Source organism: Paraburkholderia sp. BR10937 (assembly GCF_040965695.1).
Taxonomy (GTDB): domain Bacteria; phylum Pseudomonadota; class Gammaproteobacteria; order Burkholderiales; family Burkholderiaceae; genus Paraburkholderia.
Genome location: NZ_JBFRCL010000062.1, coordinates 13159 through 38557, shown reverse-complemented (window position 1 = coordinate 38557; position 25399 = coordinate 13159). Strand labels below are relative to the sequence as shown.

Here is a 25399-nt window from a genome sequence, read left to right as displayed (position 1 = left end):
CTTCTTGTGATGGCTGACGGCCGGCGGTTCCGCGTGCAGTCCGGCCGCGCCTCCCTGAATTCCGTTCAGTCTCCTTGCCGCTCGCCGCCGAGCCGGTTGAACAGCACGGCGATGATGATGAAGCCGCCCACCACCGTGCCCTGCCAGAACGAATCGACGCCGAGCAGGATCAGGCTGTTGCGGATCACTTCGATGAGCGCGGCGCCGACGATCGTGCCGAACGCGCTGCCTACGCCGCCCGCGAGATTGGTGCCGCCAATCACCGTGGCGGCGATCACGCGTAGTTCGTCGCCGGTGCCAAGGCCGGTGGTCACCGCGCCGAGCCAGCCCACTTCGAGAATGGCTGCGACGCCTGCCATCAGGCCGCCCAGCACATAGACCGAGCAGATCACGCGCCGAACCGGCACGCCCGTGAGATTGGCCGCATGACGATTGCCGCCGACCGCGAAGACATAGCGGCCCCAGCGCGTGAAGGCGAAGGCGAACCAGAACAGCACGCCGAGGACGATCAGAAACCACACGGGATTAGCCACGCCGAGCGTTTTGCCGCCGCCGAGCACGAGGAGCTTGTGGCCGTCGGGTCCGAATTCGAAGATGGTCCGGCTCCCGGAGATCACGAGCGCGAGGCTGCGGCCCACGCTCAGCATGCCGAGCGTCACGACGAACGGCTGCATGTTGAGATAGGCGATGAGCAGGCCGTTCACGAGGCCGACCACGCCCGCGGTGAGCAGGCCGAGGCCGATGCCGGCCCAGATCGGGTAGCCCGCGTTCATGGTGACGGAAAGCACGATGCCGCTCAGGCCGATCGTCGAGCCGACCGAAATGTCGATCCCGCCCGTGACGATGATGGCCATCATCCCCAGCGCAACGATGGCGACGAAGGCGAAGTTGCGCGTGACGTTGAATAGATTTTGCTGGGTGGCGAACGTCGAGGTGACGAACGAGAGCAGGACGCAGGCGGCGAGCGTCGCGAGCACCACCCAGAACACCTGGCTCGCGAGCAGTCCGCTCCAGCGGGTGTGGGTCTTCGCGGATTGGGGATCGTCAAGCAGTGTCGGCATCGGATTCGGCCTTTGCGGCGCATCGTTCAATTTCGGGTCTCCTGTCGGCCGCACTTAGCGCTTCAGCGCTTAGTGCGGCCCCATGCAAAGCGGTCGGCACGCACTTAGCGCTTCAGCGCTTAGTGCGGCCCCAAGCAACGCCTTCGCGCGGGCCGGCTTCAGGCGGTGGCGATGGCTCCGGTGATCAGGCCGGTGACCTCCTCCGGCGAAGAGGCTTCGGTCTGCTTGTCCGCCACCTTGCGCCCGCGCCGCATGACCACCACGCGGTGGGCGACTTCGAAAACGTCGGGCATGCGGTGACTGATGAGAATCACGGCAATGCCGTGTTCCGACAGGCGTTTGATGAGGTCGAGCACCTGTGCCACCTGACGCACGCTGATCGCGGCGGTGGGTTCGTCCATGAGCACGAGCCGCGCCTCGGACAGTCGCGTGCGTGCAATCGCCACGGCCTGGCGCTGGCCGCCCGACATCTGCCGGACGAGATCGCGCGGACGCGTTTCGGACTTCAATTCCTTGAACAGTTCGGCGGCGCGCCGAAACATGGCCGCGTGATCGAGCACGCGAAAGGGCCATATGCCGATGCGCGGCTCGCGCCCGAGAAAGACGTTGGCCGCCGCCGTGAGGTTGTCGCACAGCGCGAGGTCCTGATACACGACTTCGATGCCCTTGGCGCGGGCATCCACGGGGCGGCTGAAATGAACGGGCTTGCCGTCGATGAGGACTTCGCCATGAGAGGGCGGGAAGTTGCCGGCGATGACCTTCACCAGCGTCGATTTTCCGGCCCCGTTGTCGCCCATGAGTCCGACCACCTGGCCGGGTTCCAGGCTCAACGTCACGTCGGTCAGCGCCTGGATGGCGCCGAAGTGCCTGGAAACGCCTCTGAGCTCAAGAAGACTCATGGACTGTCGCGCTCGCGCTTGTGAAGCCGCCCGTTGCCGTGTCCAGGGTGGCCAGGAGACATGCTAACTAGCATGTTTTTTAGAGCACGATGGGGCTTTTAGCAAGACTATTTCATCAGGCGGTCTTGCGACGCCGCGAGCAGGCCGCTGATGAGATAAAATTGCGTTTTCGCCGAAAACCCCCGCCAGACCGACCTGGCGCGCGCTTGTCTCAGGCTTCCAGCGGCATCGCGCTCGTCCCCTTGAGCTCATCGAGGCAGACGATCGATTGCACGCTGTTCACGCCGGGGGCGCGCATCAGCGTATCGAGCAGGAACTCGGAAAGCGCCTTGAGATCGCGCGCCACCACCTTCAGAACGTAGTCGATATCGCCAGTCACGGAGTAGCACTCCTGCACCTGCGGCAGCGTCGCAACGAGTTCCTTGAACTTGACGAGCTCGCGCATGTGCCCGCGTTCCATCGTCACCTGAATGAAGGCGACCACGCCGAAGCCGAGCGCCTGCGCGTCGAGGCGCGTCTCGTAGCGCCGGATCACGCCGAGCTCTTCGAGCCGCCGGTGACGCCTGAGTGTCTGCGCGGGCGAAAGCTTGATCGCGGCCGCGAGTTCGAGGTTCGAAGCACGTCCGCGCTCCTGCAGTGCGGCGAGAAGCCGCATGTCGATCGTATCGAGCGCGAGATTTTGCATTTATCTTGCGTGAGATGGGTTTGGGGAGAGAGGGAATTGTATCAATCAGGGTTTGCCTGCGTACGAGATGAAATCATATTTTTCCGCGTCAACTATACACTGGGCGCACCCGATCGGGCTGGCAGCCAATACCACCAAGCCCGGCAGCGCGCCGATGCAGAACGTTGTGCGCGCAATTTTATTTCGTGGAGCGGAGCCTGCGTCCTACCCGGATGCTTTGGCCCCGCGCAGATAAGTCGGAGACAGGACGAGACATGGTTTCAAACGACACGCGTGAAAATCGCGGCCAGCTAAAACGCGGCCTCAAGAATCGCCACATTCAGCTCATTGCGCTGGGCGGGGCGATCGGCACGGGCCTGTTCCTCGGCATTGCGCAGACGATTCAGACGGCCGGCCCTTCGGTGCTGCTCGGCTACGGCGTCGCCGGCATCATTGCGTTCTTCATCATGCGGCAACTGGGCGAGATGGTCGTGGACGAGCCCGTCGCCGGTTCGTTCAGCTATTTCGCCGACAAGTATTTCGGCCCGTTCGCGGGCTTTCTGTCGGGGTGGAACTACTGGGTGCTCTACGTGCTAGTGAGCATGGCCGAGCTTTCGGCGGTCGGCATCTACATGCACTACTGGTGGCCGGCGCTGCCCACGTGGGTCTCGGCGCTCGTGTTCTTCGTCGTGATCAACGGCATCAACCTCACGAGCGTCAAGTCGTACGGCGAACTCGAGTTCTGGTTCGCCATCATCAAGGTGCTCGCGATCGTCGGCATGATCACCTTCGGCGGCTGGCTGCTGTTCTCGGGCTCGGCGGGTCCTGAAGCGAGCGTTTCGAACCTCTGGCGCAATGGCGGTTTCTTCCCGCACGGCGTCTCGGGCCTCGTCATGGCCATGGCGGTCGTGATGTTCTCGTTCGGCGGCCTGGAGCTGGTCGGCATCACCGCGGCAGAGGCCGATGATCCGTCGCACAGCATTCCGCGCGCGACGAACCAGGTGATCTACCGCATCCTGATTTTCTACATCGGCGCGCTCGGCGTGCTGCTCTCGCTCTACCCGTGGCAGAAGGTCGTGGCCGGCGGCAGCCCCTTCGTGCTGATCTTCCACGCGATGAACAGCGACCTCGTGGCCAACGTGCTGAACCTCGTCGTGCTGACGGCGGCGCTCTCGGTCTACAACAGCGGCGTGTACTGCAACAGCCGCATGCTCTACGGTCTCGCGCAGCAAGGCAATGCGCCGAAGGCGCTGCTCAAGGTGAGCCGACGCGGCATTCCGCTGGCGGCGCTCGGCCTGTCGGCGTTCGTCACGGCCGCCTGCGTGATCATCAACTACTTCATGCCGGGCAAGGCGTTCGAACTGCTGATGGGGCTCGTCGTGTCCGCGCTCATCATCAACTGGGCGATGATCAGCCTGATTCACCTGAAGTTCCGCCGCGAGAAGGCCCGCGCGGCTCAGACGACCACGTTCCGCAGCCTCGGTTATCCGCTGACGAATTACGTGTGTCTCGCGTTCCTCGGCGGCATTCTCGTTGTAATGTATCTGATTCCGGATCTGCGCATTTCCGTGTACCTGATTCCGGTGTGGCTGGGCGTGCTTGGGCTCGCCTACCGCCTGTGGTGCCGCAAGTCGGCGCCGGCGCTGCAACGCGGCGTGCCGGCACCGTAAGCGCAGATATTCGTCCCGAATTTCGTCCTGAGAGTTAAACAGCATGTTCGAACACATCGATGCCTACCCCGGCGACCCGATCCTCTCGCTCAACGAGAATTTCCAGAAGGACCCGCGGCAGAACAAGGTCAATCTGAGCATTGGCATTTACTTCGACCACGAAGGCCGTCTGCCCGTCATGAAGGCCGTTCACGCGGCCGAGGCGGCGATTCTCGAGGAGCCGGGTCCGAAGCCGTATCTGCCGATGGCCGGTTTCGCGCAGTACCGCGACGCCGTGCAGGCACTGGTGTTCGGCGCCGACTGCCCGTCGCGCGCGGCCGGCCGCATCGCGACCGTGCAGACGCTGGGCGGCTCGGGCGCGCTCAAGGTCGGCGCCGATTTCATCAAGCGCTACTTTGCGACCAGCCAGGTGTGGGTGAGCGATCCGACGTGGGAGAACCACCGTTTCATTTTCGAGCGCGCGGGCTTCACGGTGAACACGTACCCGTACTACGACGAGGTGACGGGCGGCCTGAAGTTCGAGGCGATGCTCTCGGCCATCGACGCGCTGCCGGCGAAGAGCGTCGTGCTGCTGCACGCGTGCTGCCATAACCCGACGGGCGTCGACCTGGATCGCGCGCAGTGGGAGCAAGTGATCGACGTGCTGCAAAAGCGCGACCTGCTGCCGTTCGTCGATATGGCGTATCAGGGCTTCGGCGCGGGCCTCGAGGACGACGCGTTCGCCGTGCGCGAGCTTGCGCGCCGTGGCGTGCCGACGCTCGTGGCGAATTCGTTCTCGAAGAACTTCTCGCTCTACGGCGAGCGTTGCGGCGGACTGCATGTGATCTGCGAAGATGCGGCAGCCGCCGACCGCGTGCTCGGCCAGCTCACGGGCTCGGTGCGCGCGAACTACAGCAATCCGCCGACTCATGGTGCGAAGATTGTCACGCGCGTGCTGGGCACGCCGGAACTGAAGGCGTCGTGGGAGCAGGAGCTGGCGGCGATGTGCGAGCGCATTGCGCGCATGCGCGTGGCGATTCACGACGGCCTGCGCGCGCATGCGGGCGAAGCGGCGCTCGCGCGCTACGTGAAGCAGCGCGGCATGTTCACGTACACGGGCTTGAACGAGAAACAGGTCGAGCGCCTGAAGGAGGAATTCGGCGTGTACATCCTGCGCTCGGGCCGCATGTGCGTGGCAGGCCTGAACGAGAAGAACGTGAGCGTGGTGGTCGACGCGGTCGGCAAGGTGATGAAGGACTAAGGGAAGGGCGGGGCTGCGTGCCCCTGGATGCTTCCAGCGCCGCTGGGGTGCCGGTATGAGCCGGACACGCCAGCGGCGTTTTCGCATCCAGCCCCCAGAATCGCATGCCGTATCCTCCGGCAACGCCGCCTGCCATCAGGCGATTCCGTATTTCGTCGCCAGTGTCAGTTCATCCGCATCAAAGCGCCGGTCTGTCAAGCTGCAGGGGGTAGATGGCACACATGCCGGCCGCGCACGGCCTTCCAGGCCTTACCCTGATAGAATGCGTGAGCCGCAACGTAGTGGATTGCTGATGAAATTGCTTGATGCCCTCGTCGAACAACGGATTGCCGCCGCGGCCGCGCGCGGTGACTTCGACGACCTGCCCGGCGCCGGTGCGCCGCAGACACTCGACGACGACCTGCTCGTGCCCGAAGAAGTGCGCATAGCCCACCGCATCCTGAAGAACGCGGGCTTCGTGCCGCCCGCAGTCGAACAGCTGCGGGCCTTGCGCGACCTCGAGGACGAGCTCGCCACGGTGGGCGACAAGGCCGCGCAATGCCGTCTGCGCGCGCGCATGCTGGCGCTTGACATGGCGCTCGAATCCTTGCGCGGCGGACCGATGGTCGTGCCGCACGAATATCGCCGCCGCATCGCGGAGCGTTTGTCCGAACGCGCAGCGGGCGAGCCCGGCCTCCCGGGGCTCCCGGCGGGGGCGGCGTGACGGGCTCTCCCGTCCAGCCAGACGCCCCCGGCGGCGAACGCGAAGAGGCGCACCCCGTGGTCACTTCGCCTGCGGGATCGGTTCCCGCCGATCCGCTCGTGACGGCGTCCACCGCCGCGCCTCAATCCGACGTCCAATCCGACCCCGTCTCCGAGCGTGACCGGCATTTCATGCGCCTCGCGCAGGCCGCCGCCAAAGCGGCGCGCGCCGCCGGCGAAGTGCCCGTGGGCGCGGTGCTCGTGCGTGGCGACGAAGTGATCGCCTCGGGCTTCAATCACCCGATCGGCGCCCACGATCCCTCCGCGCACGCCGAAATGGCGGCCTTGCGCGCGGGCGCGCACGCGCTGGGTAACTACCGCTTGCCGGGCTGCGAACTCTATGTGACCCTTGAACCGTGCCTGATGTGTGCCGGCGCGATCATGCACGCGCGCATCGCACGCGTGGTGTTCGGCGCACATGACCCGAAAACCGGCGCGTGCGGCAGCGTGGTCGACGCCTTCGCCAACGAGCAGCTCAATCATCACACGAGCGTGTCCGGAGGCGTGCTGGCGGACGAATGCGGCGAGGCGCTGCGCGCGTTCTTCGCCGATCGGCGCCGCGCGAGCCGGGAAGCGCGCCGCAAGGTTCGGGAACAGGCTGAGCAGGCGCAGGGAGGGACTGGCGTGGCCGGTCCGGACGAACCCGCGGGTTGAATCTCAATCTCACGGTTGAATCGAATTCGACATGACCATTCATCGCACCATCGAGCTGGTTGCTCCGTCCGGTTATCCGCATGATGCGGAAGCGGTGCACCGAGCACTTGCCCGGTTGAAGGCGCAAGGCCATCACGTCAACGGCGTGCAGTCGACCGAGCGGCGCTATCAGCGCTTTGCCGGCACGGATGGCCAGCGCGCGGCCGAACTGAATCGCCTCGCCGACCCATCGCGTGACCTGCCGGACATCGTACTCGCCGTGCGTGGCGGCTATGGCGCGGTGCGCATCCTGCACGGTCTCGACTACGACGGACTGCAGCGGCGTTTGACGGATCAGCCCATCGCGTTCGTGGGGCATAGCGATTTCACCGCCATCCAGCTCGCGCTGCTCGCGCGCGCCGGGCTCACGACGTTCGGCGGCCCGATGCTTTGCAGCGACTTCGGTGCCGAGAGCCTCAGCAGCTTCACGATGCGTCACTTCTGGGATGCGCTCTCGAAACCGAACTACACGCTTAAGGTCAACACGCCGCAGGCCCAGTCGACGAATGTTTCGGGCACGCTCTGGGGCGGCAATCTGGCGGTGCTGACTTCGTTGATTGGCACGCCTTATTTGCCGCCAGTCGAGGGCGGCATCCTGTTCGTCGAAGACGTGAACGAGCAACCGTTTCGCATCGAGCGCATGATTTACCAGCTGCATCTGACCGGCATTCTTGCTCGCCAGCAAGCCCTGGTGCTGGGCGACTTCACCGGCCACAAGCAGTTCGATTACGACAACGGCTACGATCTGCGAGAAATGGTGGAGCAGGTGCGTGCCCTGGTTGGCATTCCAGTCGTGACGGGCCTGCCGTTCGGCCATATTCCGGATATGGTCACGCTGCCGATGGGCGCACCTGCGCAGTTGACCACCACCGCACACGGTTTCGAACTGACCGTGAGCGGGTATCCGCATCTAAGTTGATTCCGCCTCGACACAGAAGCGCTTTCGGGCGCTTTTTTCACGGAGTCTTATGCAACTAACGGCCAGTTCCGGGCGGCGTCTGACAATGTTCATGCCAACGCTTCTTTTCTAGATTGTTGACAAAAAAATATGCCTGGTTTGGGGCAGTGAATCACCATGCAGGTGCTGAATTCCCCGAAATAAAGCGCATTTCACCGATAAGAGGCGCGTGGCAGCCGCTGTGGACGTGGGGATCTTCCCCAGGTTCGCCCACAAAATTGTTGACAATATTTATGTCCAACCTAGGATACCCAACATAGAGACACGAGCCATGCGAAAGACCGATATCGACGCCGAAGCAACCGGCATGAAGCCCGAGGCAATCGCCGCGCGAATCCGCGCGGCGATTCTCGAGCACCGGCTGCCGCCCGGCGCGAAGTTGACCGAAGCACAGTTGTGCGAAGTATTCGGCGTGAAGCGCGGCCCGATCCGCCAGGCGCTCGCGCTGCTCGCGAAGGACCATCTCGTGGATCTGGAGCCCAATCGTGGCGCGTTCGTCGCAAGCCCGTCGCTCCAGGAAGTGCACGAGGTGTTCGAGATGCGGCGGATCATCGAGTTGGCAGTAGTCGGGCGCATTTGCAGCGCGCAGCACGGCAACCGTCGGCTGAAGACCATCGGCGAGACGATCCGGCGCGAGCGCAAGGCCTTTGAAGGGCGCGACTTTCCGACGTGGATCCGGCTTTCGGGCGAGTTTCATACGTCGCTCGCCACGCTCACCGGCAATACGGTGCTGTGCGATTGCCTGGGCGGGCTGGTGGCGCGCTCGACGCTGATTTCAGCGCTATACGAATCGCCTGGACGTAGTCCGTGTTCGTTCGACGATCACGAGGCGATTCTCGCGGCGCTCGAGGCCGGAAACGAAAAAGAGGCTGTCGACCTCATGGTGCGCCATTTGCAGGCCGTCGAGCTCAGGATGCTCGACCGGCCGGCGGGCGCTTCGGTCGATTTGCAGGAAGTGTTCAGCGCGCGCGAGGCGACCTCGCTTGCACGCTGATGCACTTCTAAGGCGGCACTGAAACGGATTGCAGTAAGGGATTGCAGCAACGCGCGGCGGCCCGCTACGAACGGTGGGCGCCGCGGCTGAAAAGGATGGAGTGGGGCGCATGCAGTGCATGCGTACGGCAAGAACAGGCACAGCGTTACAGGGCGCCAGCAGGCGGCGACCGGCGCAGTGCCTGCGAAGGCCAGACCATTCGGGGATATCGCGGCGGCCGCGTCCAGCGGCGGTACGCACGCGTTTCGAGGCGTTCAGGCGTCTTTTTTCCGTCGGCATATCCATCCAAGGAGCGGATCATGGCTCAGTTCAGCGCGTCACCTGGCAGTCCGGCAGTGCCCAACTTCGAATCCGGCGAAAGCAGCGAATCCGCAGACAATCTGCGCTTGCCGGCCGGCTACAGCGAGCGGCTCTACAACCACGACCTTGCACCGCTCAAGGAGCAGACCTGGGGCGCGTACAACATCTTCGCGTTCTGGATGTCCGACGTGCATAGCGTCGGCGGCTATGTGTTCGCGGGGAGCCTCTTCGCGCTCGGCCTCACGAGCTGGCAAGTGCTCGTCGCGCTGATCGTCGGCATCTCCATCGTCAATGTGCTCTGCAACCTGATCGCGCGGCCGAGCCAGCGTCACGGCGTGCCGTATCCGGTGGCATGCCGCGGCACCTTCGGCGTGCTCGGCGCCAACATTCCCGCCGTGATTCGCGGCCTCATCGCCGTGGCGTGGTACGGCATCCAGACCTATCTCGCTTCGAGCGCGCTCGTGATCGTCGTGCTCAAGTTCGTTCCGCAACTCATGCCATACGCCGACGTGCACAAGCACGGTTTGCTCGGGCTTTCCGCGATCGGCTGGGCCGGCTTCATGACGCTCTGGGTGCTGCAGGCGTTCGTGTTCTGGAACGGCATGGAGACCATCAAGAAGTTCATCGACTTCGCGGGGCCGGCGGTCTATGTCGTGATGTTCGCGCTCGCGGGCTACATGGTGTATCGCGCGGGCTGGCACAACATCGGCCTGAATCTCGGCGGCGTGAAGTATCACGGCACCGAAGTGATTCCCGTGATGATTACGGCGATCTCGCTCGTGGTGTCGTATTTCTCGGGGCCGATGCTCAATTTCGGCGACTTCTCGCGCTACGGCAAGTCGCTCAAGAGCGTGCACAAGGGCAACTTCTGGGGGTTGCCGGTCAACTTCCTCGCCTTCTCTCTCGTCACGGTCATCACGACGTCGGCAACGCTGCCTGTGTTCGGAGAACTGATTACCGATCCCGTCGAAACGGTCGGCCGCATCGATCATCCGACCGCGGTGATTCTCGGCGCGCTCACGTTCACGATTGCGACCATCGGCATCAACATCGTCGCGAACTTCGTGTCGCCCGCGTTCGATTTTTCCAACGTCGCGCCGCGGCTCATCAGCTGGCGTGCGGGTGGCATGCTCGCCGCCGTGGCTTCGATCTTCATCACGCCGTGGAATCTCTTCAACAACCCGGCCGTGATTCACTACACGCTCGACGTGCTTGGCGCCTTCATCGGGCCTTTGTATGGTGTCCTGATCGTCGACTTCTATCTCGTGAAGCGTGGTCGTCTTGCCGTGGATGATCTCTACACGGTGTCGCCGAAGGGGGCGTACTGGTATCGCAACGGCGTGAACTGGCGTGCGGTGTCGGCCTTGCTGCCCGCGGCGGTGATCGCGGTTCTCTGTGTGATGGTGCCTTCGCTCGGCGGCGCGGCGAACTTCTCGTGGTTCATCGGCGCCGTGCTCAGCGCGTTGTTCTACCGCGCGCTCACGATGGGCGAACGCGCTCGCGCAAACGCATGAGCTTCGCGCAAAACCAGGCATCGACGAAGGAATCGAAATGCGCATCAAACTGATCAATCCGAACACCACGCAGCGTATGACCGCCGCGATGGAGCAGTGCGCGCGCGCCGTGATCGCACCGGGCACGGAAGTAGTGGCGGTGAGCCCGACGATGGGCCCGCCGTCGATCGAAGGCTATTACGACGAGGCGCTCGCCACCCCTGGCCTGCTCGCCGAAGTGGAGGCGGGCGAGCGCGAAGGCTTCGACGGCTACGTGATCGCATGTTTTGGCGACCCGGGCCTGTACGCGGCGCGCGAGTTGGCGCGCGGGCCCGTCGTGGGCATCGCGGAGGCCGCGATGCATGCGGCGAGTGTGCTCGCGCCGGGCTTCTCGGTCGTGACGACGCTCTCGCGCACGCGCGCCATGGCCTGGCACCTTGCCGAGCGTTACGGCATGACGCGTTTTTGCCGCAACGTGCGCGCGATCGATGTGGCCGTGCTCGAACTCGATGAACCGGGATCGGCCGCGCGCCGCGCGATCGTCGACGAGTGTGGTCGCGCGCTCGAAGAAGATGGCGCAGACGCGATCGTGCTCGGTTGCGCGGGCATGACGAGCTTATGCGCGCAGGTGGAGGACGCGCTCGGCGTCCCGGTGGTCGACGGCGTGACGGCCGCCGTGAAGTGGGTGGAGGCGCTCGTCGCGCTGCGCCTCACGACCGCCAAGCGCGGCGACTTCGCGCGCCCGCTCGCCAAGCGCTATGACGGCGAATTCGCGCGTTTCAGCCCGGCGAATCCCGCCCCGGCCACGGAAACGCAGCCGCCCGTGCGGCCGCTGCGCTACGGGTAAACGCGCAGCGCGTGCAAGCGGAGATAGCCGCCCGGATCACGTCATATCGGGCGGCCACATACACCTCGCTTGACCCGTACTATCTGAGCGTGCGTATGGGCGCGTACAGGTGATTTCGCTACACTGGTCCGGTCCTGTAAGCAGGTTGCGCGGACCGTCCGCGAGGCCCTGCGAAGCAGCGCCAGCGGCCGCTTCACGGTGCCTCGCCGTTGTGCGGATATTGCGTTTCATTCTCTCTATTCGATTGATTCGACCAGCATGCCACTCGATCCCCAATATCCCCGCGATCTGATCGGTTATGGCCGGTATCCGGTGCAGGCCAACTGGCCCGGCCAGGCGCGCGTCGCGGTGCAGTTCGTGCTCAACTACGAAGAGGGCGGCGAAAACTGCGTGCTGCACGGCGACCCCGGCTCCGAGCAGTTCCTCTCCGAAATCGTGGGCGCCGCGGCCTATCCCGCGCGCCATATGAGCATGGAGTCGATCTACGAATATGGCTCGCGCGCGGGCGTGTGGCGCATCCTGCGCGAATTCGAAAAGCGCGGCCTGCCGCTCACCGTGTTCGGTGTGGGCATGGCGATCGAGCGTCATCCCGAAGTCGCGCGTGCGTTCGTCGAGCTGGGCCACGAGATCGCGTGCCATGGGTATCGCTGGATTCACTACCAGGACGTCTCGCCCGCCAAGGAAGCCGAGCATATGAAACTCGGCATGGAAGCGATCGAGCGCGTGACGGGCGTGCGCCCGCTCGGCTGGTACACGGGACGCGACAGCCCGAACACGCATCGCCTCGTGGCCGAGTATGGCGGCTTCCTCTACGACTCCGATTACTACGGCGACGACCTGCCGTTCTGGACGGACGTGGAGGTCACGGGCGGCACGTCGGTGCCGCAACTGATCGTGCCTTACACGCTCGACACCAACGACATGCGCTTCGCATCGCCTCAGGGCTTCAACACGGCGGACCACTTCTTCACCTATTTGCGCGACGCATTCGACGTGCTTTACGAAGAAGGCGACGAAGCGCCGAAGATGCTCTCGATCGGCATGCACTGCCGGCTGCTCGGGCGCCCCGGGCGTTTTCGCGCGCTGCAGCGCTTTCTCGATCACATCGAAAAACACGAGCGCGTGTGGGTCACGCGCCGCGTGGACATCGCGCGCCACTGGCGCGAGCATCATCCCTATCAACGGCAGCAGAACGACCACCGCGGGGCCGCCGCATGAAGGCAATGCACTACACCCTCGAACAGCTGAATCAAGCCTCGGTCGACGCCTTCGTGGCGGCGCTTTCGGGCATCTTCGAGCACTCGCCCTGGGTCGCCGCTGCGGCCGCGCAGCAGCGCCCGTTTGCGAGCATCGACGCGCTGCATCGCACCATGTCGCAGGCCGTGGAAACCTCGGGCGAAGCGCAGCAGCTTGCGCTCATCAACGCCCACCCGGAGCTTGCGGGCAAGGCCGCCGTGCGCGGCGAGCTGACCGCCGAATCCACGCGCGAGCAAAGCGGTGCGGGTCTGAACCAATGCACGCAGGAAGAATTCGACAAGCTGCTCGCGCTCAACGGCGCGTATCGCGAGAAGTTCGGATTCCCATTCATTCTCGCGGTGCGCGGCTATGACCGCCACGGCATCATCGCGAACTTCGAGGCACGCTTGAACAACAGCCGCGCCGATGAAATGCGCGCGAGCCTCGACCAGATTTACCGCATTGCGCGCTTCAGGCTGGACGAGCTGATCGACGCGTAACGTGGCGATGCGCCCCCGGCTTTTCGCGGAAGGGGCGCAGCGCCGTTTTGATCTACAGAAAAGACACGAAGGAAGACAACGATGGCACTCCCGACTCTCGACCCCAACGCCCCCGATTTCACGCGCCGCTTCGTGAATCTCGCGGACCCGCGCCTGGGCGCGCAGGCGCTCGAGGCGAGCGACGACTTCTTCGCGCCGAAGGATCGCATGCTCAATCCGGAGCCGGCCGTCTTTATTCCGGGCAAGTACGACGAACACGGCAAGTGGATGGACGGCTGGGAGACGCGCCGCAAGCGCACGACCGGCTATGACTGGTGCATCGTGAAGCTCGCGCGTCCCGGCGTCATCAAGGGCCTCGATGTCGACACGAGCCACTTCACGGGCAACTACCCGCCGGCGGCGTCGGTGGAGGGCGCGTACGTGACCGATGGCGCACCTACTGCCACGACGCAATGGACGGAGATCGTTCCCTCGACCTCGTTGAACGGCAATAGCCACCATTACGTGGAAGTGTCGAGCGACAAGCCGTACACGCACCTGCGCGTGAATATCTATCCCGACGGCGGCATCGCGCGTCTGCGCGTGTACGGCCAGCCGCAGGTGGACTGGGCGGGCGCGAGCCGCACCGAACTGTTCGACCTGGCTGCGATGGAAAACGGCGCGTACCTGGTTAGCGCGAACAATCAGCACTTTGGCATGGCCTCGACGCTCCTCATGCCGGGCCGCGGCGTGAACATGGGCGACGGCTGGGAAACGCGCCGCCGCCGGGAGCCGGGCAACGACTGGGCGATCATCGCGCTCGCACAGCCGGGCATCATCAAGAAGATCGAAGTCGATACGGCGCACTTCAAGGGCAACTACCCCGATCGCTGCTCGTTCCAGGCCGCGCGCGTGGTGGGCGGCACGGACAGCTCGCTCGTGACCCAGGCCATGTTCTGGCCGATGCTGCTTGGCGAGCAGAAGCTGCAGATGGACAAGCAGCACTACTACGAAAGCGAGCTCGCGGCACTTGGCCCGGTGACGCACGTGCGCTTCAACATCATCCCGGACGGCGGCGTGTCGCGTGTGCGCCTCTGGGGCACGCTCGCCTGATACGCTGACGAGGCCATCATGAGTGAAACAAGGACGACGCTGACGATCGAGCCGCTCACGCCCGAGGCGTTCGCGCCTTTCGGCGACGTGATCGAGCTCGCGGGCGCGAAGCAGATTCCGATCAATCTGGGCACGACCATCCGCTTTCACGATCTCGCGAAAGTGGATGTGACCGACGAGGGCGGGCGCACGCTCGTGAATCTCTTTCGCGGGCAGCCGCGCGAGCTGCCGTTCGAAGTGAAGATGCTGGAGCGCCATCCGCTGGGCAGCCAGGCATTCGTGCCGCTCAACGACAAGCCGTATCTCGTGGTGGTCGCGCCGGCAGGCGATCTGGACGTCACCCGGATTCGCGCGTTCGTTTCGCGCGGTTGGCAGGGCGTGAATTATGCGAAGGGCGTTTGGCACCACCCGCTGATTGCGTTGGGCGAGGTGAGCGATTTCATCGTCGTCGACCGCGGTGGGGATGGGCTCAATCTCAACGAGCAGGATCTGCCTGAGTCGCTTTGGTTGACGGAGGAAGCGATGAAGGCAGCGATGCGCTGATTCGTGCATTTACGCAGCAGTACGTATCAACAGGAAAAAGCTACGTCCGAGACGTGGCTTTTTTTGCGTTTGGCGGATGAAGTAGGGTGGTGGACCCAAGTCGAGCCGGCTACTCAAGGCGCGGTGAAACGTGGCGAGTCATGCACGGCTGTGTGCGACGCTTCGATACTTCGATTGGATCAGGTGGTGAGGGTCGTTGGCATACGCGCTCTGTATGATTTGCTCAGCGGGCACCCGACTGCGTGATGCATCTGTCGCCAGCGCGAATGGTTGAGCAGTGTTCGCGCTCGTTGCATCTTGCACGCCGCGCTCCGCGCATTCGTCGAATGCCTGACGCCGATTCGCCATATCCCGCGCATCGCTCGCAGCCCAACGCGCAACCCCTTCGCAATGACCTTCTCAAAAGAAAAAGGACCCGAAGCGCAACGCATTTCGGGTCCATCCAGTTACAGCTCACGTAGCGCGCGGCAAACCACTCGCGCCGCCAACTACGTCACTGCTTCGCACCATCCTGGAACCAGGCGGCGATCTTCTGCCGCTCGTCGTCGGTCATGTGCGTGACGTTGCCAAGCGGCATCGCCTTGAGCGTCACGGCCTGCTGATAGAGCCGCTGCGCGTTCTGCGAAATTTCGTCGGGCGTATCGAGCATCACGCCGGCCGGCGCCGCGCCCATCAACGTCGGGTGCGCCGAGTGACAGGCCGCACAGCGCTGCTGCAGGATCGGCTGAATGTCGGAAACCTTCAGCGACGGTGCGTTCGCGGCTTCGGCCTGCGGCACGACCGGGCGCGGCAGCGTCCACACCAGCGCGACAAACATCAGCGCCACGCCGCCGATCGGCAGATACCAGAGCTGCTGACCACGGTGACGCATCACGAAGAACTGACGAATCAGCGCGCCGGCCAGCATGATCACCACGAGCACGGCCCAGTTGTAGGCGTGGGCGTAGGTCATCGCGTAGTGGTTCGAGAGCATCGCGAACACCACGGGCAGCGTGAAATAGGTGTTGTGCACCGAGCGCTGCTTGCCGCGCTTGCCGTAGATCGGGTTCGGCACTTCGCCCTTGAGCATCGCAGCGACCATCTTGCGCTGGCCCGGGATGATGACGAAGAACACGTTGGCCGACATGATCGTCGCGAGCATCGCGCCCATGATGAGGTACGCTGCACGGCCCGAGAAGATGTGGCAGGCGAGGTAGGCGGCGATCACGACATAGAGGCCCACGCACACGCCCAGCAGCTTGTCCTTCGTGCCGAGCACGCGGCACAGCGAGTCATAGACGATCCAGCCCGCGGCGAGGAAGCCGAGCGCCGAGAAGATCGCGACGACCGGACCCATGTCGAGCACGTTCTTGTCGATCAGATACGTGTTCGGCGCCATCAGGTACAGCACCGTGAAGAGCGACGCGCCCGAGAGCCACGTGGTGTACGACGGCCACTTCGACCAGTGAAGGTCGTCCGGCATTTCAGGCGGCGCCACGGTGTACTTCTGCATGTTGTAGAAGCCGCCGCCGTGCACGTGCCACAGCTCGCCGAACACGCCGCGACGGCGCTGGTTCGGGTCCGTGGGCGGTTTGAGGCTGTTGTCGAGCGCGACGAAATAGAACGACTCGCCAATCCAGGCGATCGCCGCGATGACGTGGAACCAGCGCAGTGCGAGGTTCAGCCAATCGGTAATAAAGCCTTCCATGAAACGTCTCCAGTCCTGATGCATTGCGCGCGCGTCCGAACGCACGTGCTAACTGCGGGGTATGAGCGCGCTGCTGAGCGTCGGGGCCGCTGGGCGACCTTCGCGCTGGCGCGCTGCCGTTGTTGTTCGTTTGACCTCGGGCTTGATGACCCGGGCCAGAAGATCGCCCGGAATGCCCTATGAGTTCGTGTTGCGGTGGCCGCCCAATTGACGCTCAGCTGCCCCGATAGGTGCTGTACGACCACGGCGAAACGAGTAGCGGCACGTGGTAGTGCGAGCCCGCGTCGGCGATGCCGAAGCGCAGCACCACGCGGTCGACGAAGCGCGGCTCGGGCACTTTCGTGCCGAGCGCGGCGAAATAGTCGCCGGCGTGGAACACGAGTTCGTATTCGCCTTTGGCGAGTGCTTCGCCTTCGAGCAGCGGCGCGTCGCAGCGGCCGTCTTCATTGGTGGTGACGGTCTTGAGCGCGCGGCGCGCGTCGCCCGAGAGCGCAAAGAGCTCGACCTTGATGCCCGCGCCGGGACGGCCGTTCGCGGTGTCGAGCACGTGGGTAGTCAGCTTGCCCATTCGCAGTTTTCCTTGTGAGTGCCTGGTGCGATTGCGAGGTTTCAGCGGCAGCTCTCGATCCCATGCATGATGCATTGCGGCGGATCGAGGCTCCACGTCAGTGGCTACATACCCGTCGGCGGATCGAATCGAGCGCCGTGAACGCATTTTAAGAACGATCGCCCCCGGCGCGCGCGAGCGATAGGAAAGATAAAGCTACACGCATGAGGGTGAGCCCTGGGGGCTGCGTGGATGCTGTCGCTCATTGCGCCCCGGATTCAGGCGTCCCTTGCTGGCATCGTAGCGACGCCAAAAATCGACCTTTATATGCGTAGCGTAAATTTGGGTATCGCAGCGGCGCGAATTGCCACGACTATTTTGGTTGCGGATCGTAGAGGCCATGCGCAGCGCGTGCTGCGCGTCCCGAAGACGGCAGTGGACGCCGGGTAACCGGGCCAGCGGCGTCCTCGTCGGGACGCGTCGGCACCGGGCGCCTGGGCGACCGGCGAGGCCGGCGGGTGAGGCGAGGGCGTCTGGTTCACATGCCGCGCGCGAGTCCGAACGAATGGCCAGGGCTCGCGGCGGCACGACAACGGAGCGAACAAGGACGATGGAACCCACTCTCGCACAGCGGCGAGACCCGCAAGACCCGCAAAAGCCCGGCAAGACATTGCTGGTGAAAAACGCCGACATGCTGGTGACGATGGACGGCGCGCGCCGCGAGATTCGCGGCGGCGGCCTCTACGTCGAAGGCAACCGCATCGTCGCGGTCGGCCCGACGGCGGAACTGCCCGCCGCGGCCGACGAGGTGATCGACGCCAGCGGTCACCTCGTGACGCCGGGGCTCGTCAACACGCACCATCACATGTATCAGAGCCTCACGCGCGCCGTGCCGGCCGCGCAGGACGCCGAACTGTTTGGCTGGCTCACCAGTCTCTACAAGGTATGGGCGAACCTCACGCCCGAGATGATCGAGATCTCCACGCTCACCGCGATGGCAGAGCTGCTGCTCTCGGGCTGCACGACCTCCAGCGATCACCTGTACATCTATCCGAACGGCAGCCGTCTCGACGACAGCATCCGCGCGGCGCAGCGCATCGGCATGCGCTTTCACGCGAGCCGCGGCAGCATGAGCGTCGGCCAGAAGGACGGCGGCTTGCCGCCCGATGCCGTGGTCGAGCGCGAGGACGCGATTCTCGCTGACACGCAGCGTCTCATCGAGACGTATCACGACGAGGGCCGGTACGCGATGCTGCGCCTCGTCGTGGCGCCGTGCTCGCCGTTCTCGGTAAGCCGCGACCTGATGCGCGAATCGGCGGCGCTCGCGCGGCATTACGGCGTGTCGATGCACACGCATCTCGCCGAGAACGTCAACGACATTGCTTACAGCCGCGAAAAGTTCGGCATGACGCCCGCCGAATACGCCGAGGACCTCGGGTGGGTGGGCCGCGACGTCTGGCATGCGCACTGCGTACAGCTCGACGACCACGGCATCGGTTTGTTCGGCCGGACCGGCACCGGCGTCGCGCATTGTCCGTGCTCGAACATGCGGCTTGCCTCGGGCATCGCGCCCGTGAAGAGGATGCGGCTCGCGGGCGTGCCGGTCGGGCTCGGCGTGGATGGCTCGGCGTCGAACGACGGCGCGCAGATGGTGGCCGAGGCGCGCCAGGCCATGCTGCTCGCGCGCGTGGGCTTCGGCCCGGATGCCATGACCGCGCGCGAAGCGCTCGAAATCGCGACGCTCGGCGGCGCACAGGTGCTGGGCCGCGACGACATTGGCGCGCTCGCACCCGGCATGGCGGCCGACTTCGTGGCGTTCGACCTGCGCCAGCCGCTTTTCGCAGGCGCGCTGCACGATCCCGTCGCCGCGCTCGTATTCTGCGCACCCTCACTGGTCGCGCTGAGCGTGATCGGCGGGCGCGTGGTCGTGAAGGAGGGCGTGTTGCAGACGGTGGAGCTCGGGCCGGTCATCGAGCGGCATAACCGGCTCGCGGCGCAGCTCGTGCAGATGGCGCGCTGAAGCTGGCAAGCGCGCAACGCTTAGGCGTATAGAAAGGTCAGGCGGCCGCAGCAGCGTGCGGCCGTGCTGTTCAAGGCTTGTCGATCAGCGTCTTCGTCGCTTCGGCGATGAGGCTGCGCAACCAGCGTACTTCGTCCGAGTAATGACAGCGTTCGTGCCACAACTGGTAGTACTGCATCGGCGGGAAGTCGAGCGGCGCGGGCACGACCGTGAGCGGCAGGAAGCGCGCATAGTGGTCGGCGAACAGGCGCGTGGTCGTGAAGACCAGGTCCGACTTCACGAGCACGTAGGGCGCGAGATTGAAGTAGGGCAGCGTGACGACCACGTGGCGCTTGAGGCGTTCGCGCGCGAGGTGCACATCGATGGCGCCGCGCTGGCCCACGGAGTACGGCGTGGGCGCGAGATGCGGTGCGTTCAGATACTGGTCGAGCGTGAGCCCGCCGCGCTTGGCGAACGGGTGTGTGTTGCTCATCAGGCAGACGATCTGGTCGACGAACAGGTTCGAGAGGTGCAGCTGTTCGGGCGGCTCGGGCCAGTTGCCGATGACGATATCGAGCTTGCCTTCCTCGAGCGCGAGCTCGTAGTCGAACGCAGGCCCGAGCGAGTGAAACTCGAGCGTGGCGTTGGGCGCGGCCAGGCGGAAGCGCTCGACGACGGTCGGCACGAACAGGACGTTCAGATAGTCAGGACAGCCAATCCGATAGCAGCGGATGGAGGTGGCCGGATCGAAATTGTGCTGCTGGAAGCGGATCCGCTCGATCTCGCGCAGCGCGTTCTGGACGGGTTCGAGCAGGCGCAGGCCGTACTCGGTCGGCACCATGCCGGACTTGCCGCGCACGAGGAGGGGGTCGCCGGTGATGTCGCGCAGACGGCGCAGCGCCGCGCTGATTGCGGGCTGGGACTGATTGAGCTTGACGGCCGCGCGTGTCACGCTGCGCTCCATCAGAAGCGTGTGCAAGACGCGCAAGAGGTATGTGTCGATCGCCTCGCGTTGCTGACTCATGAATTCTCCGAATTATATGTTCTGGCTGATCGATGAGGCTTAGGGGTATATCGTTTTTAATATGGACAAAAAGTGGCGTCAAGCGAGGCTAACCCCGAGGCCCGCGCGGAATCGCCCGTGCAGCGAGGCAACAGCGATTTTTGGCGGCTCGACCTTCGCAGGGCTAACAGGTATCGTCACCCCCGCACGGCGGCGCGCGGCGGCCAGCATCAAACGGTTATCGGACAGCAATAACGTACAACGGCGGAACCTCCATGGGTGATTCTTCTTCACGTCAGGCAACGCTTGCGCAAAACGGCAGCGGCGTGCCGCGCCTCGCGCTTGCCGGCATCACGAAGCAGTACCCGGCGGTGCGCGCGAACGACGACGTCACGCTCTCGGTCGCGCCAGGCGAAATCCACGCCTTGCTCGGCGAGAACGGCGCGGGCAAGAGCACGCTCATGAAGATCGTCTACGGCGCGGTGCGACCCGACGCGGGCGAGATTCGCTGGGAAGGCCAGGCCGTCGAAATCGCGAGTCCGGCTGCGGCGCGCAAGCTCGGCATCGGCATGGTGTTCCAGCATTTTTCGTTGTTCGAAACGCTTACCGTCGGCGAGAACATCGCGCTCTCGCTCGACGAACCGTTCGACCTGAAAACGCTCGGCAAGCGCATTCGCGAGGTATCGGCGCAATACGGCCTCGATGTCGATCCGCAGCGCCATGTGCATAGCCTCACGGTGGGCGAGCGTCAGCGCGTGGAGATCGTGCGCTGCCTGCTGCAGAATCCGCGTCTGTTGATCATGGACGAACCGACTTCGGTGCTCACGCCGCAAGCGGTGCGCAAGCTGTTCGGCACGCTGCGGCGTCTCGCTTCCGAAGGCTGCAGCATTCTTTATATCAGCCACAAGCTCGACGAGATCCAGGAGCTTTGCGACACGGCCACCGTGCTGCGCGGCGGCAAGGTCACGGGCCGCGTCATTCCGCGCGAAGAAACGCATGCGTCGCTCGCGCGGCTGATGGTCGGGCGCGAACTGCCCGACTACACGCGGCGCGCGCACGCGCCCGGCGACGTGCTGCTCGAAGCGCAGCATCTGTCGATGCCGAGCGACGATCCGTTCGGCACCTCGCTGAACGACGTGTCGTTCAGCGTGCATGCGGGCGAGATACTCGGTATCGCCGGCGTCTCGGGCAACGGCCAGGCGGAACTGCTCGCCGCGCTCTCGGGCGAGGCGCAAGCGGCCCGTTACGGGGTGAGCGCCGATGCCGTCAGGATTTGCGGCAAGCCCGCGGGACGCCTTTCGGCCGGGGCGCGCCGCAAGCTCGGCTTCGCGTTCGTGCCGGAGGAGCGCCTCGGGCGCGGCGCGGTCCCGGCCATGTCGCTTGCCGAAAATGCCTTGCTCACGGCGCACCGCGAAGGCATGGTGCGCTCCGGGTGGCTCAGGACGGGTGCGATGCGCGCGTTCGCCGAGCGCTGCATCGGCGCGTTCGATGTGCGCTGCGGCGGCCCGGATGCGCTCGCGCAGAGCCTCTCGGGCGGCAATCTGCAGAAGTACATCGTGGGGCGCGAAATTCTCCAGGCGCCGAAGGTGCTCGTGGTCGCGCAGCCAACCTGGGGCGTGGACGTGGGTGCGGCTGCATTCATTCGCCAGCAGTTGCTCGATCTTTCGGCGCGCGGCGTGGCGATACTCGTGATCTCGGAAGAACTGGAAGAGCTTTTCGACATTTGCGACCGCATTGCCGTGCTCGCGGGCGGACGCCTTTCGCCCGCGCGTTTGACGGGCGAGACGAACGCCGAGGAAATCGGCCGCTGGATGGCGGGGCTCTTCGGCGAGCGCGCGGATCGCGGCGACGGCGGCGGCCGGCCCGACGGCGAGCCGCCCGCGCAGACCGTGGCGAACGCATGATCGGCGACCTATAACAACACGCGCAAGCACATCGACCACCCGAGACCGACCAGCGACTTCACGACCATGATCTTCCCATACCGACTCGAAGCCCGCACGACGCCGTCGCGCACGGTGCGCATCGCCGTGCCGCTCATTGCGGCGCTGCTCACGCTCGCCATCGGCTTCCTGATCTTCGGCCTCGTGGGCCGCGATCCCTTGCAGGCGATGCACGCGTTCTTCATCGAACCGCTGTCGAGCATCAACGGCTGGTCCGAGCTCCTGCTCAAGGCCTCGCCGCTATGCCTGATCGCGCTCGGTCTCGCGGCGGGATATCGCGCCAACGTGTGGAACATCGGCGCGGAAGGGCAAATGGTGCTGGGCGGCATCGCGGCGAGCGGCGTGGCGATCTATTTCGATCAATCGACCGGCTGGTGGATCCTCTTCCTGATGATGTTCGCGGGCGTGCTGGGCGGCATGGCGTGGGCGGCGATTCCCGCGTGGCTCAAGAGCCGCTTCAACACCAACGAGATCCTCACGAGCCTGATGCTCACCTACGTCGCCACGCAGTTGCTGATCTGGCTCGTGAGCGGTCCGTGGCGCGACCCGCAGGGCATGAACTTTCCGCTCTCCGAAATGTTCAGTGGCGACGCGCTCTATCCGACCTTCGGCGGCGACTGGCGCATCCACTGGCTGCGCGGCACGCGTTTGAACGCATCGATCTTCCTGACGCTCGCGGCCATTCCGCTCGTCTGGCTCTTCATGCGCCGCAGCTTCGCGGGCTATCGCATGAGCGTGGGCGGTCTCGCACCGCTCGCTGCGCGCTATGCGGGCTTCTCGGAGAGAAAGACGATCTGGACCTCGCTGCTGCTTTCCGGCGGCCTCGCGGGCCTCGCGGGCATGGGCGAGATTGCCGGCCCGATCGGCCAGCTGCAAGCGACGTGGTCGCCGGGCTACGGCTTCACGGCGATCATCGTCGTGTTCGTGGGGCGTCTGCATCCGGTCGGCATCGTGCTCGCGAGCCTCCTGATGGCGCTGCTCTACCTGGGCGGCGAAGCCGTGCAGACATCGCTGCAGTTGCCGCAGGCGCTTTCCGGCGTGTTCCAGGGGCTGCTGCTGTTCTGCCTGCTCGGCGCAGACCTCTTCGTGAACTATCGCGTGCGCCGCCGTCATCCGGTCGCGGTTGCGAACTGACCAGCGCAATCCAGAGAACAATCAAACGGGCCACACGACATGGATATCCAGCAAGCCAGCTCGCTCGCCTCGAGCGCCGTCACCGCCGCCATTCCGCTCATGTTCGCGGGCGTGGGCGAACTCGTCACCGAGAAGTCGGGTGTGCTCAACCTCGGCGTCGAAGGCATGATGCTGATGGGCGCCGTCACGGGCTACGCGGTCACGACCATTACCGGCAACCCATGGCTCGGCCTCGTGGCGGGCATGGCCGCCGGCATCGTGATGTCGTTGCTGTTCGGCTTTCTCGTGCTCACCATGCTCGCCAACCAGGTCGCCACGGGCCTCTCGCTCACGATCTTCGGTGTCGGGCTCTCGGCGTATGTGGGCAAGCCGTACACCTCGGCCGCCACCTCGGCGACCATCGCGAACTGGCCGATTCCGGGGCTGTCGCAACTGCCCGTGGTCGGGCAGGCGTTCTTCAGCCTCACGCCTGTCGACTACCTCGCGTTCATCATGTTCGCCGTAGTCGGCTGGTTCCTCTATCGCACGCGCGCCGGGCTCGTGCTGCGCTCGGTGGGTGAGTCGCCGCAGGTCGCGCACTCGGTGGGCTTTCCCGTGATCGGCGTGCGCTATGGCGCGACGGCCTTCGGCGGCGCGATGGCGGGCCTCGCGGGCAGCTACTACTCGGTGGTGCAGCTGCATCTGTGGCAGGAGCAGATCACGGCAGGGCGCGGCTGGATCGCGCTCGCGCTCGTCGTGTTCGCGACGTGGCGCCCGGGGCGCCTCCTGATCGGCGCGCTGCTCTTCGGCGCGGTCACGGGCGCGCAGTTCTATGCGCAGGCCGTGGGCGTGCCGGTGCCCACGCAGTTCCTCGCCATGCTGCCGTACGTCGCGACAATCGTCGTGCTCGTACTCATCTCGCGCAACCCGAACACGATCCGCCTGAACGCGCCAGCTTCGCTCGGCAAGCCGTTCTTTGGGGCCGCCTAGACGGGGCCGCCCAGGCAGCGCCATTTATCCGGAATGCTAACCAACACGCCTTGAACGCTCGCAGTTCCCCATTCACGACAGGAGATCCACGATGAAAAAAACCGTCCTGACCGCTTTCGCCGTCGCCGCCACGTGCGGCACGGCGGCCCTCGCGCCCGCGGCCCATGCCGCCGACGTGCCGGGCGTCGCGTTCGTCTATCTCGGCAATCCGGGCGATGCCGGCTGGACCTTCGCGCACGATCAGGGCTCGAAGGTCGCCGAGCAGAAGTTCGGCAACAAGATCAAGATCACGCGCGTGGAAAACGTGCCGGAGTCGGCGGACTCGGAGCGCGTGTTCCGCGACCTTGCGAACAAGGGCAACAAGATCATCTTCGGCACGAGCTTCGGTTATCAGGACTTTCAGCTCAAGGTGGCAAAGGACTTCCCGGACACCGTGTTCCTGCACGCAACGGGCTACAAGAAGGCGCCGAACTTCGGCACCTATGACGTGCGCATGTATCAAGGCGCGTATCTCGCGGGCGTCGCGGCCGGTTACGCGACAAAGACGAACACGCTCGGTTTCGTCGCCTCGGTGCCGATTCCCGAGGTCGTGCGCAACATCAACGCGTACACGCTCGGCGCGCGCTCGGTGAATCCGAAGGTGCATACCAAGGTCATCTGGATCAACAGCTGGTTCGATCCGGGCAAGGAGAAGCAGGCCGCCGAAACGCTGATCGGCCAGGGCGCCGACGTGCTGCTGCAAAACACCGATTCGAGCGCCACGCTCGCCACCGCCGAAGAGAAGAAGGTCCACGCGTTCGGCTGGGATTCGAACATGAAGAAGTTCGGCCCGCACGCACACCTGGGCTCGGTCGAGGCGAACTGGGGCGTGTACTACGTCGCGGCGATCCAGCAGGTGCTCGATGGCAAGTGGAAGAACGACCCCGTGTGGTGGGGCATTCCGCAAAAGGCCGTGGATCTCGGCGACGTCAACACGTCCGAGCTTTCGGCCGACGCGCAAAAGGCCGTCGCCGCGAAGCGCGAACAGATCGCGGGCGGCAAGTGGGACGTCTTCACGGGCCCGATCAAGGATCAGACGGGCACGGTCAAGATTCCGGCCGGCAAGACGTTGACCGACCCGGAACTGCAACGCCTGAACTGGTACGTCGAAGGCGTGGACGGCTCGCTGCCGAAGTAGGCATGAACC

The 25399-nt window shown here is 64.8% G+C and carries 23 protein-coding genes; 17 read left to right on the top strand and 6 right to left on the bottom strand.

Annotated features, from left to right (window positions below; all coding sequences use genetic code 11):
- Positions 1-65: 65 nt before the first annotated feature.
- From AB4Y44_RS34870 to AB4Y44_RS34860, 3 genes are all read right to left on the bottom strand, one after another.
- Positions 66-1061, bottom strand: coding sequence for an ABC transporter permease (locus tag AB4Y44_RS34870; protein WP_342921351.1), 996 nt, complete (start codon positions 1059-1061; stop codon positions 66-68).
- Positions 1062-1219: 158 nt separating this feature from the next.
- Positions 1220-1960 carry an ATP-binding cassette domain-containing protein gene (locus AB4Y44_RS34865; protein ID WP_342921350.1) on the bottom strand — a complete coding sequence of 247 codons (741 nt, stop codon included), beginning with the start codon at positions 1958-1960 and terminating at the stop codon, positions 1220-1222.
- Positions 1961-2171: 211 nt separating this feature from the next.
- Positions 2172-2645, bottom strand: a complete 474-nt coding sequence (locus AB4Y44_RS34860; RefSeq protein ID WP_069265638.1) for an Lrp/AsnC family transcriptional regulator — start codon at positions 2643-2645, stop codon at positions 2172-2174.
- Positions 2646-2899: 254 nt separating this feature from the next.
- On the opposite strand from AB4Y44_RS34860, the gene AB4Y44_RS34855 reads away from it, so the two are divergent.
- The 12 genes from AB4Y44_RS34855 to AB4Y44_RS34800 all read left to right on the top strand — a co-directional run bounded on the left by AB4Y44_RS34855 (position 2900) and on the right by AB4Y44_RS34800 (position 14931).
- Entirely contained in the window at positions 2900-4294 is a 1395-nt protein-coding gene (locus AB4Y44_RS34855) for an amino acid permease (RefSeq protein ID WP_368702075.1), read from the top strand.
- Between the two features lie 43 nt (positions 4295-4337).
- Positions 4338-5534, top strand: coding sequence for an amino acid aminotransferase (locus AB4Y44_RS34850; protein ID WP_368702074.1), 1197 nt, complete (start codon positions 4338-4340; stop codon positions 5532-5534).
- A gap of 292 nt (positions 5535-5826) precedes the next feature.
- On the top strand, positions 5827-6237 hold the full coding sequence (locus tag AB4Y44_RS34845) for a DnaJ family domain-containing protein (RefSeq protein ID WP_342921347.1): 411 nt from the start codon (positions 5827-5829) through the stop codon (positions 6235-6237).
- A gap of 98 nt (positions 6238-6335) precedes the next feature.
- Positions 6336-6929 (top strand): tRNA adenosine(34) deaminase TadA, encoded by a 594-nt coding sequence (tadA, locus tag AB4Y44_RS34840; RefSeq protein ID WP_368702080.1) that lies wholly within the window; start codon positions 6336-6338, stop codon positions 6927-6929.
- 31 nt (positions 6930-6960) lie between these two features.
- Positions 6961-7887, top strand: coding sequence for a muramoyltetrapeptide carboxypeptidase (gene ldcA, locus AB4Y44_RS34835; RefSeq protein ID WP_368702073.1), 927 nt, complete (start codon positions 6961-6963; stop codon positions 7885-7887).
- A gap of 310 nt (positions 7888-8197) precedes the next feature.
- Complete coding sequence (locus AB4Y44_RS34830; RefSeq protein WP_368702072.1) at positions 8198-8920, top strand: GntR family transcriptional regulator; 723 nt, start codon at positions 8198-8200, stop codon at positions 8918-8920.
- Between the two features lie 299 nt (positions 8921-9219).
- Positions 9220-10734 (top strand): NCS1 family nucleobase:cation symporter-1, encoded by a 1515-nt coding sequence (locus AB4Y44_RS34825; RefSeq protein ID WP_368702071.1) that lies wholly within the window; start codon positions 9220-9222, stop codon positions 10732-10734.
- Positions 10735-10771: 37 nt separating this feature from the next.
- The gene (locus tag AB4Y44_RS34820; RefSeq protein ID WP_368702070.1) at positions 10772-11560 is read left to right on the top strand and encodes an aspartate/glutamate racemase family protein; all 789 of its coding nucleotides are present in this window, start codon (positions 10772-10774) and stop codon (positions 11558-11560) included.
- A 258-nt stretch (positions 11561-11818) separates the two neighbouring features.
- Entirely contained in the window at positions 11819-12778 is a 960-nt protein-coding gene (puuE, locus tag AB4Y44_RS34815) for an allantoinase PuuE (RefSeq protein WP_368702069.1), read from the top strand.
- Positions 12775-13296 (top strand): 2-oxo-4-hydroxy-4-carboxy-5-ureidoimidazoline decarboxylase, encoded by a 522-nt coding sequence (gene uraD / locus AB4Y44_RS34810; protein ID WP_342921342.1) that lies wholly within the window; start codon positions 12775-12777, stop codon positions 13294-13296. Before puuE ends, uraD begins: the two co-directional genes overlap by 4 nt.
- 81 nt (positions 13297-13377) lie before the next feature.
- Positions 13378-14388 (top strand): allantoicase, encoded by a 1011-nt coding sequence (gene alc, locus AB4Y44_RS34805; protein ID WP_368702068.1) that lies wholly within the window; start codon positions 13378-13380, stop codon positions 14386-14388.
- An 18-nt stretch (positions 14389-14406) separates the two neighbouring features.
- Complete coding sequence (locus AB4Y44_RS34800; protein ID WP_342921340.1) at positions 14407-14931, top strand: ureidoglycolate lyase; 525 nt, start codon at positions 14407-14409, stop codon at positions 14929-14931.
- A 493-nt stretch (positions 14932-15424) separates the two neighbouring features.
- Here the strand turns inward: AB4Y44_RS34800 and AB4Y44_RS34795 are convergent, their stop codons facing one another.
- Together AB4Y44_RS34795 and uraH are read right to left on the bottom strand one after the other, a co-directional pair.
- The gene (locus AB4Y44_RS34795; protein ID WP_368702067.1) at positions 15425-16618 is read right to left on the bottom strand and encodes a urate hydroxylase PuuD; all 1194 of its coding nucleotides are present in this window, start codon (positions 16616-16618) and stop codon (positions 15425-15427) included.
- A 214-nt stretch (positions 16619-16832) separates the two neighbouring features.
- Positions 16833-17186, bottom strand: coding sequence for a hydroxyisourate hydrolase (uraH, locus tag AB4Y44_RS34790; RefSeq protein ID WP_342921338.1), 354 nt, complete (start codon positions 17184-17186; stop codon positions 16833-16835).
- Between the two features lie 589 nt (positions 17187-17775).
- Here uraH and AB4Y44_RS34785 point away from each other — a divergent pair.
- Positions 17776-19185, top strand: coding sequence for an 8-oxoguanine deaminase (locus tag AB4Y44_RS34785; protein ID WP_368702066.1), 1410 nt, complete (start codon positions 17776-17778; stop codon positions 19183-19185).
- A 70-nt stretch (positions 19186-19255) separates the two neighbouring features.
- On the opposite strand, the gene AB4Y44_RS34780 is transcribed toward AB4Y44_RS34785, so the two are convergent.
- Complete coding sequence (locus AB4Y44_RS34780; RefSeq protein ID WP_133186718.1) at positions 19256-20188, bottom strand: LysR substrate-binding domain-containing protein; 933 nt, start codon at positions 20186-20188, stop codon at positions 19256-19258.
- 254 nt (positions 20189-20442) lie between these two features.
- Between AB4Y44_RS34780 and AB4Y44_RS34775 the strand changes: the two genes are divergently transcribed.
- The 4 genes from AB4Y44_RS34775 to AB4Y44_RS34760 all read left to right on the top strand — a co-directional run bounded on the left by AB4Y44_RS34775 (position 20443) and on the right by AB4Y44_RS34760 (position 25390).
- Positions 20443-22071: an ABC transporter ATP-binding protein gene (locus tag AB4Y44_RS34775; protein WP_368702065.1), complete on the top strand. Its 1629-nt coding sequence runs from the start codon at positions 20443-20445 to the stop codon at positions 22069-22071.
- Positions 22072-22137: 66 nt separating this feature from the next.
- Positions 22138-23244, top strand: a complete 1107-nt coding sequence (locus tag AB4Y44_RS34770; protein ID WP_342921335.1) for an ABC transporter permease — start codon at positions 22138-22140, stop codon at positions 23242-23244.
- A 39-nt stretch (positions 23245-23283) separates the two neighbouring features.
- A complete protein-coding gene (locus tag AB4Y44_RS34765) occupies positions 23284-24213 on the top strand; it encodes an ABC transporter permease (RefSeq protein ID WP_342921334.1) in 930 nt (309 codons plus the stop codon).
- A gap of 91 nt (positions 24214-24304) precedes the next feature.
- On the top strand, positions 24305-25390 hold the full coding sequence (locus AB4Y44_RS34760) for a BMP family ABC transporter substrate-binding protein (protein WP_368702064.1): 1086 nt from the start codon (positions 24305-24307) through the stop codon (positions 25388-25390).
- Positions 25391-25399 lie beyond the last annotated feature (9 nt).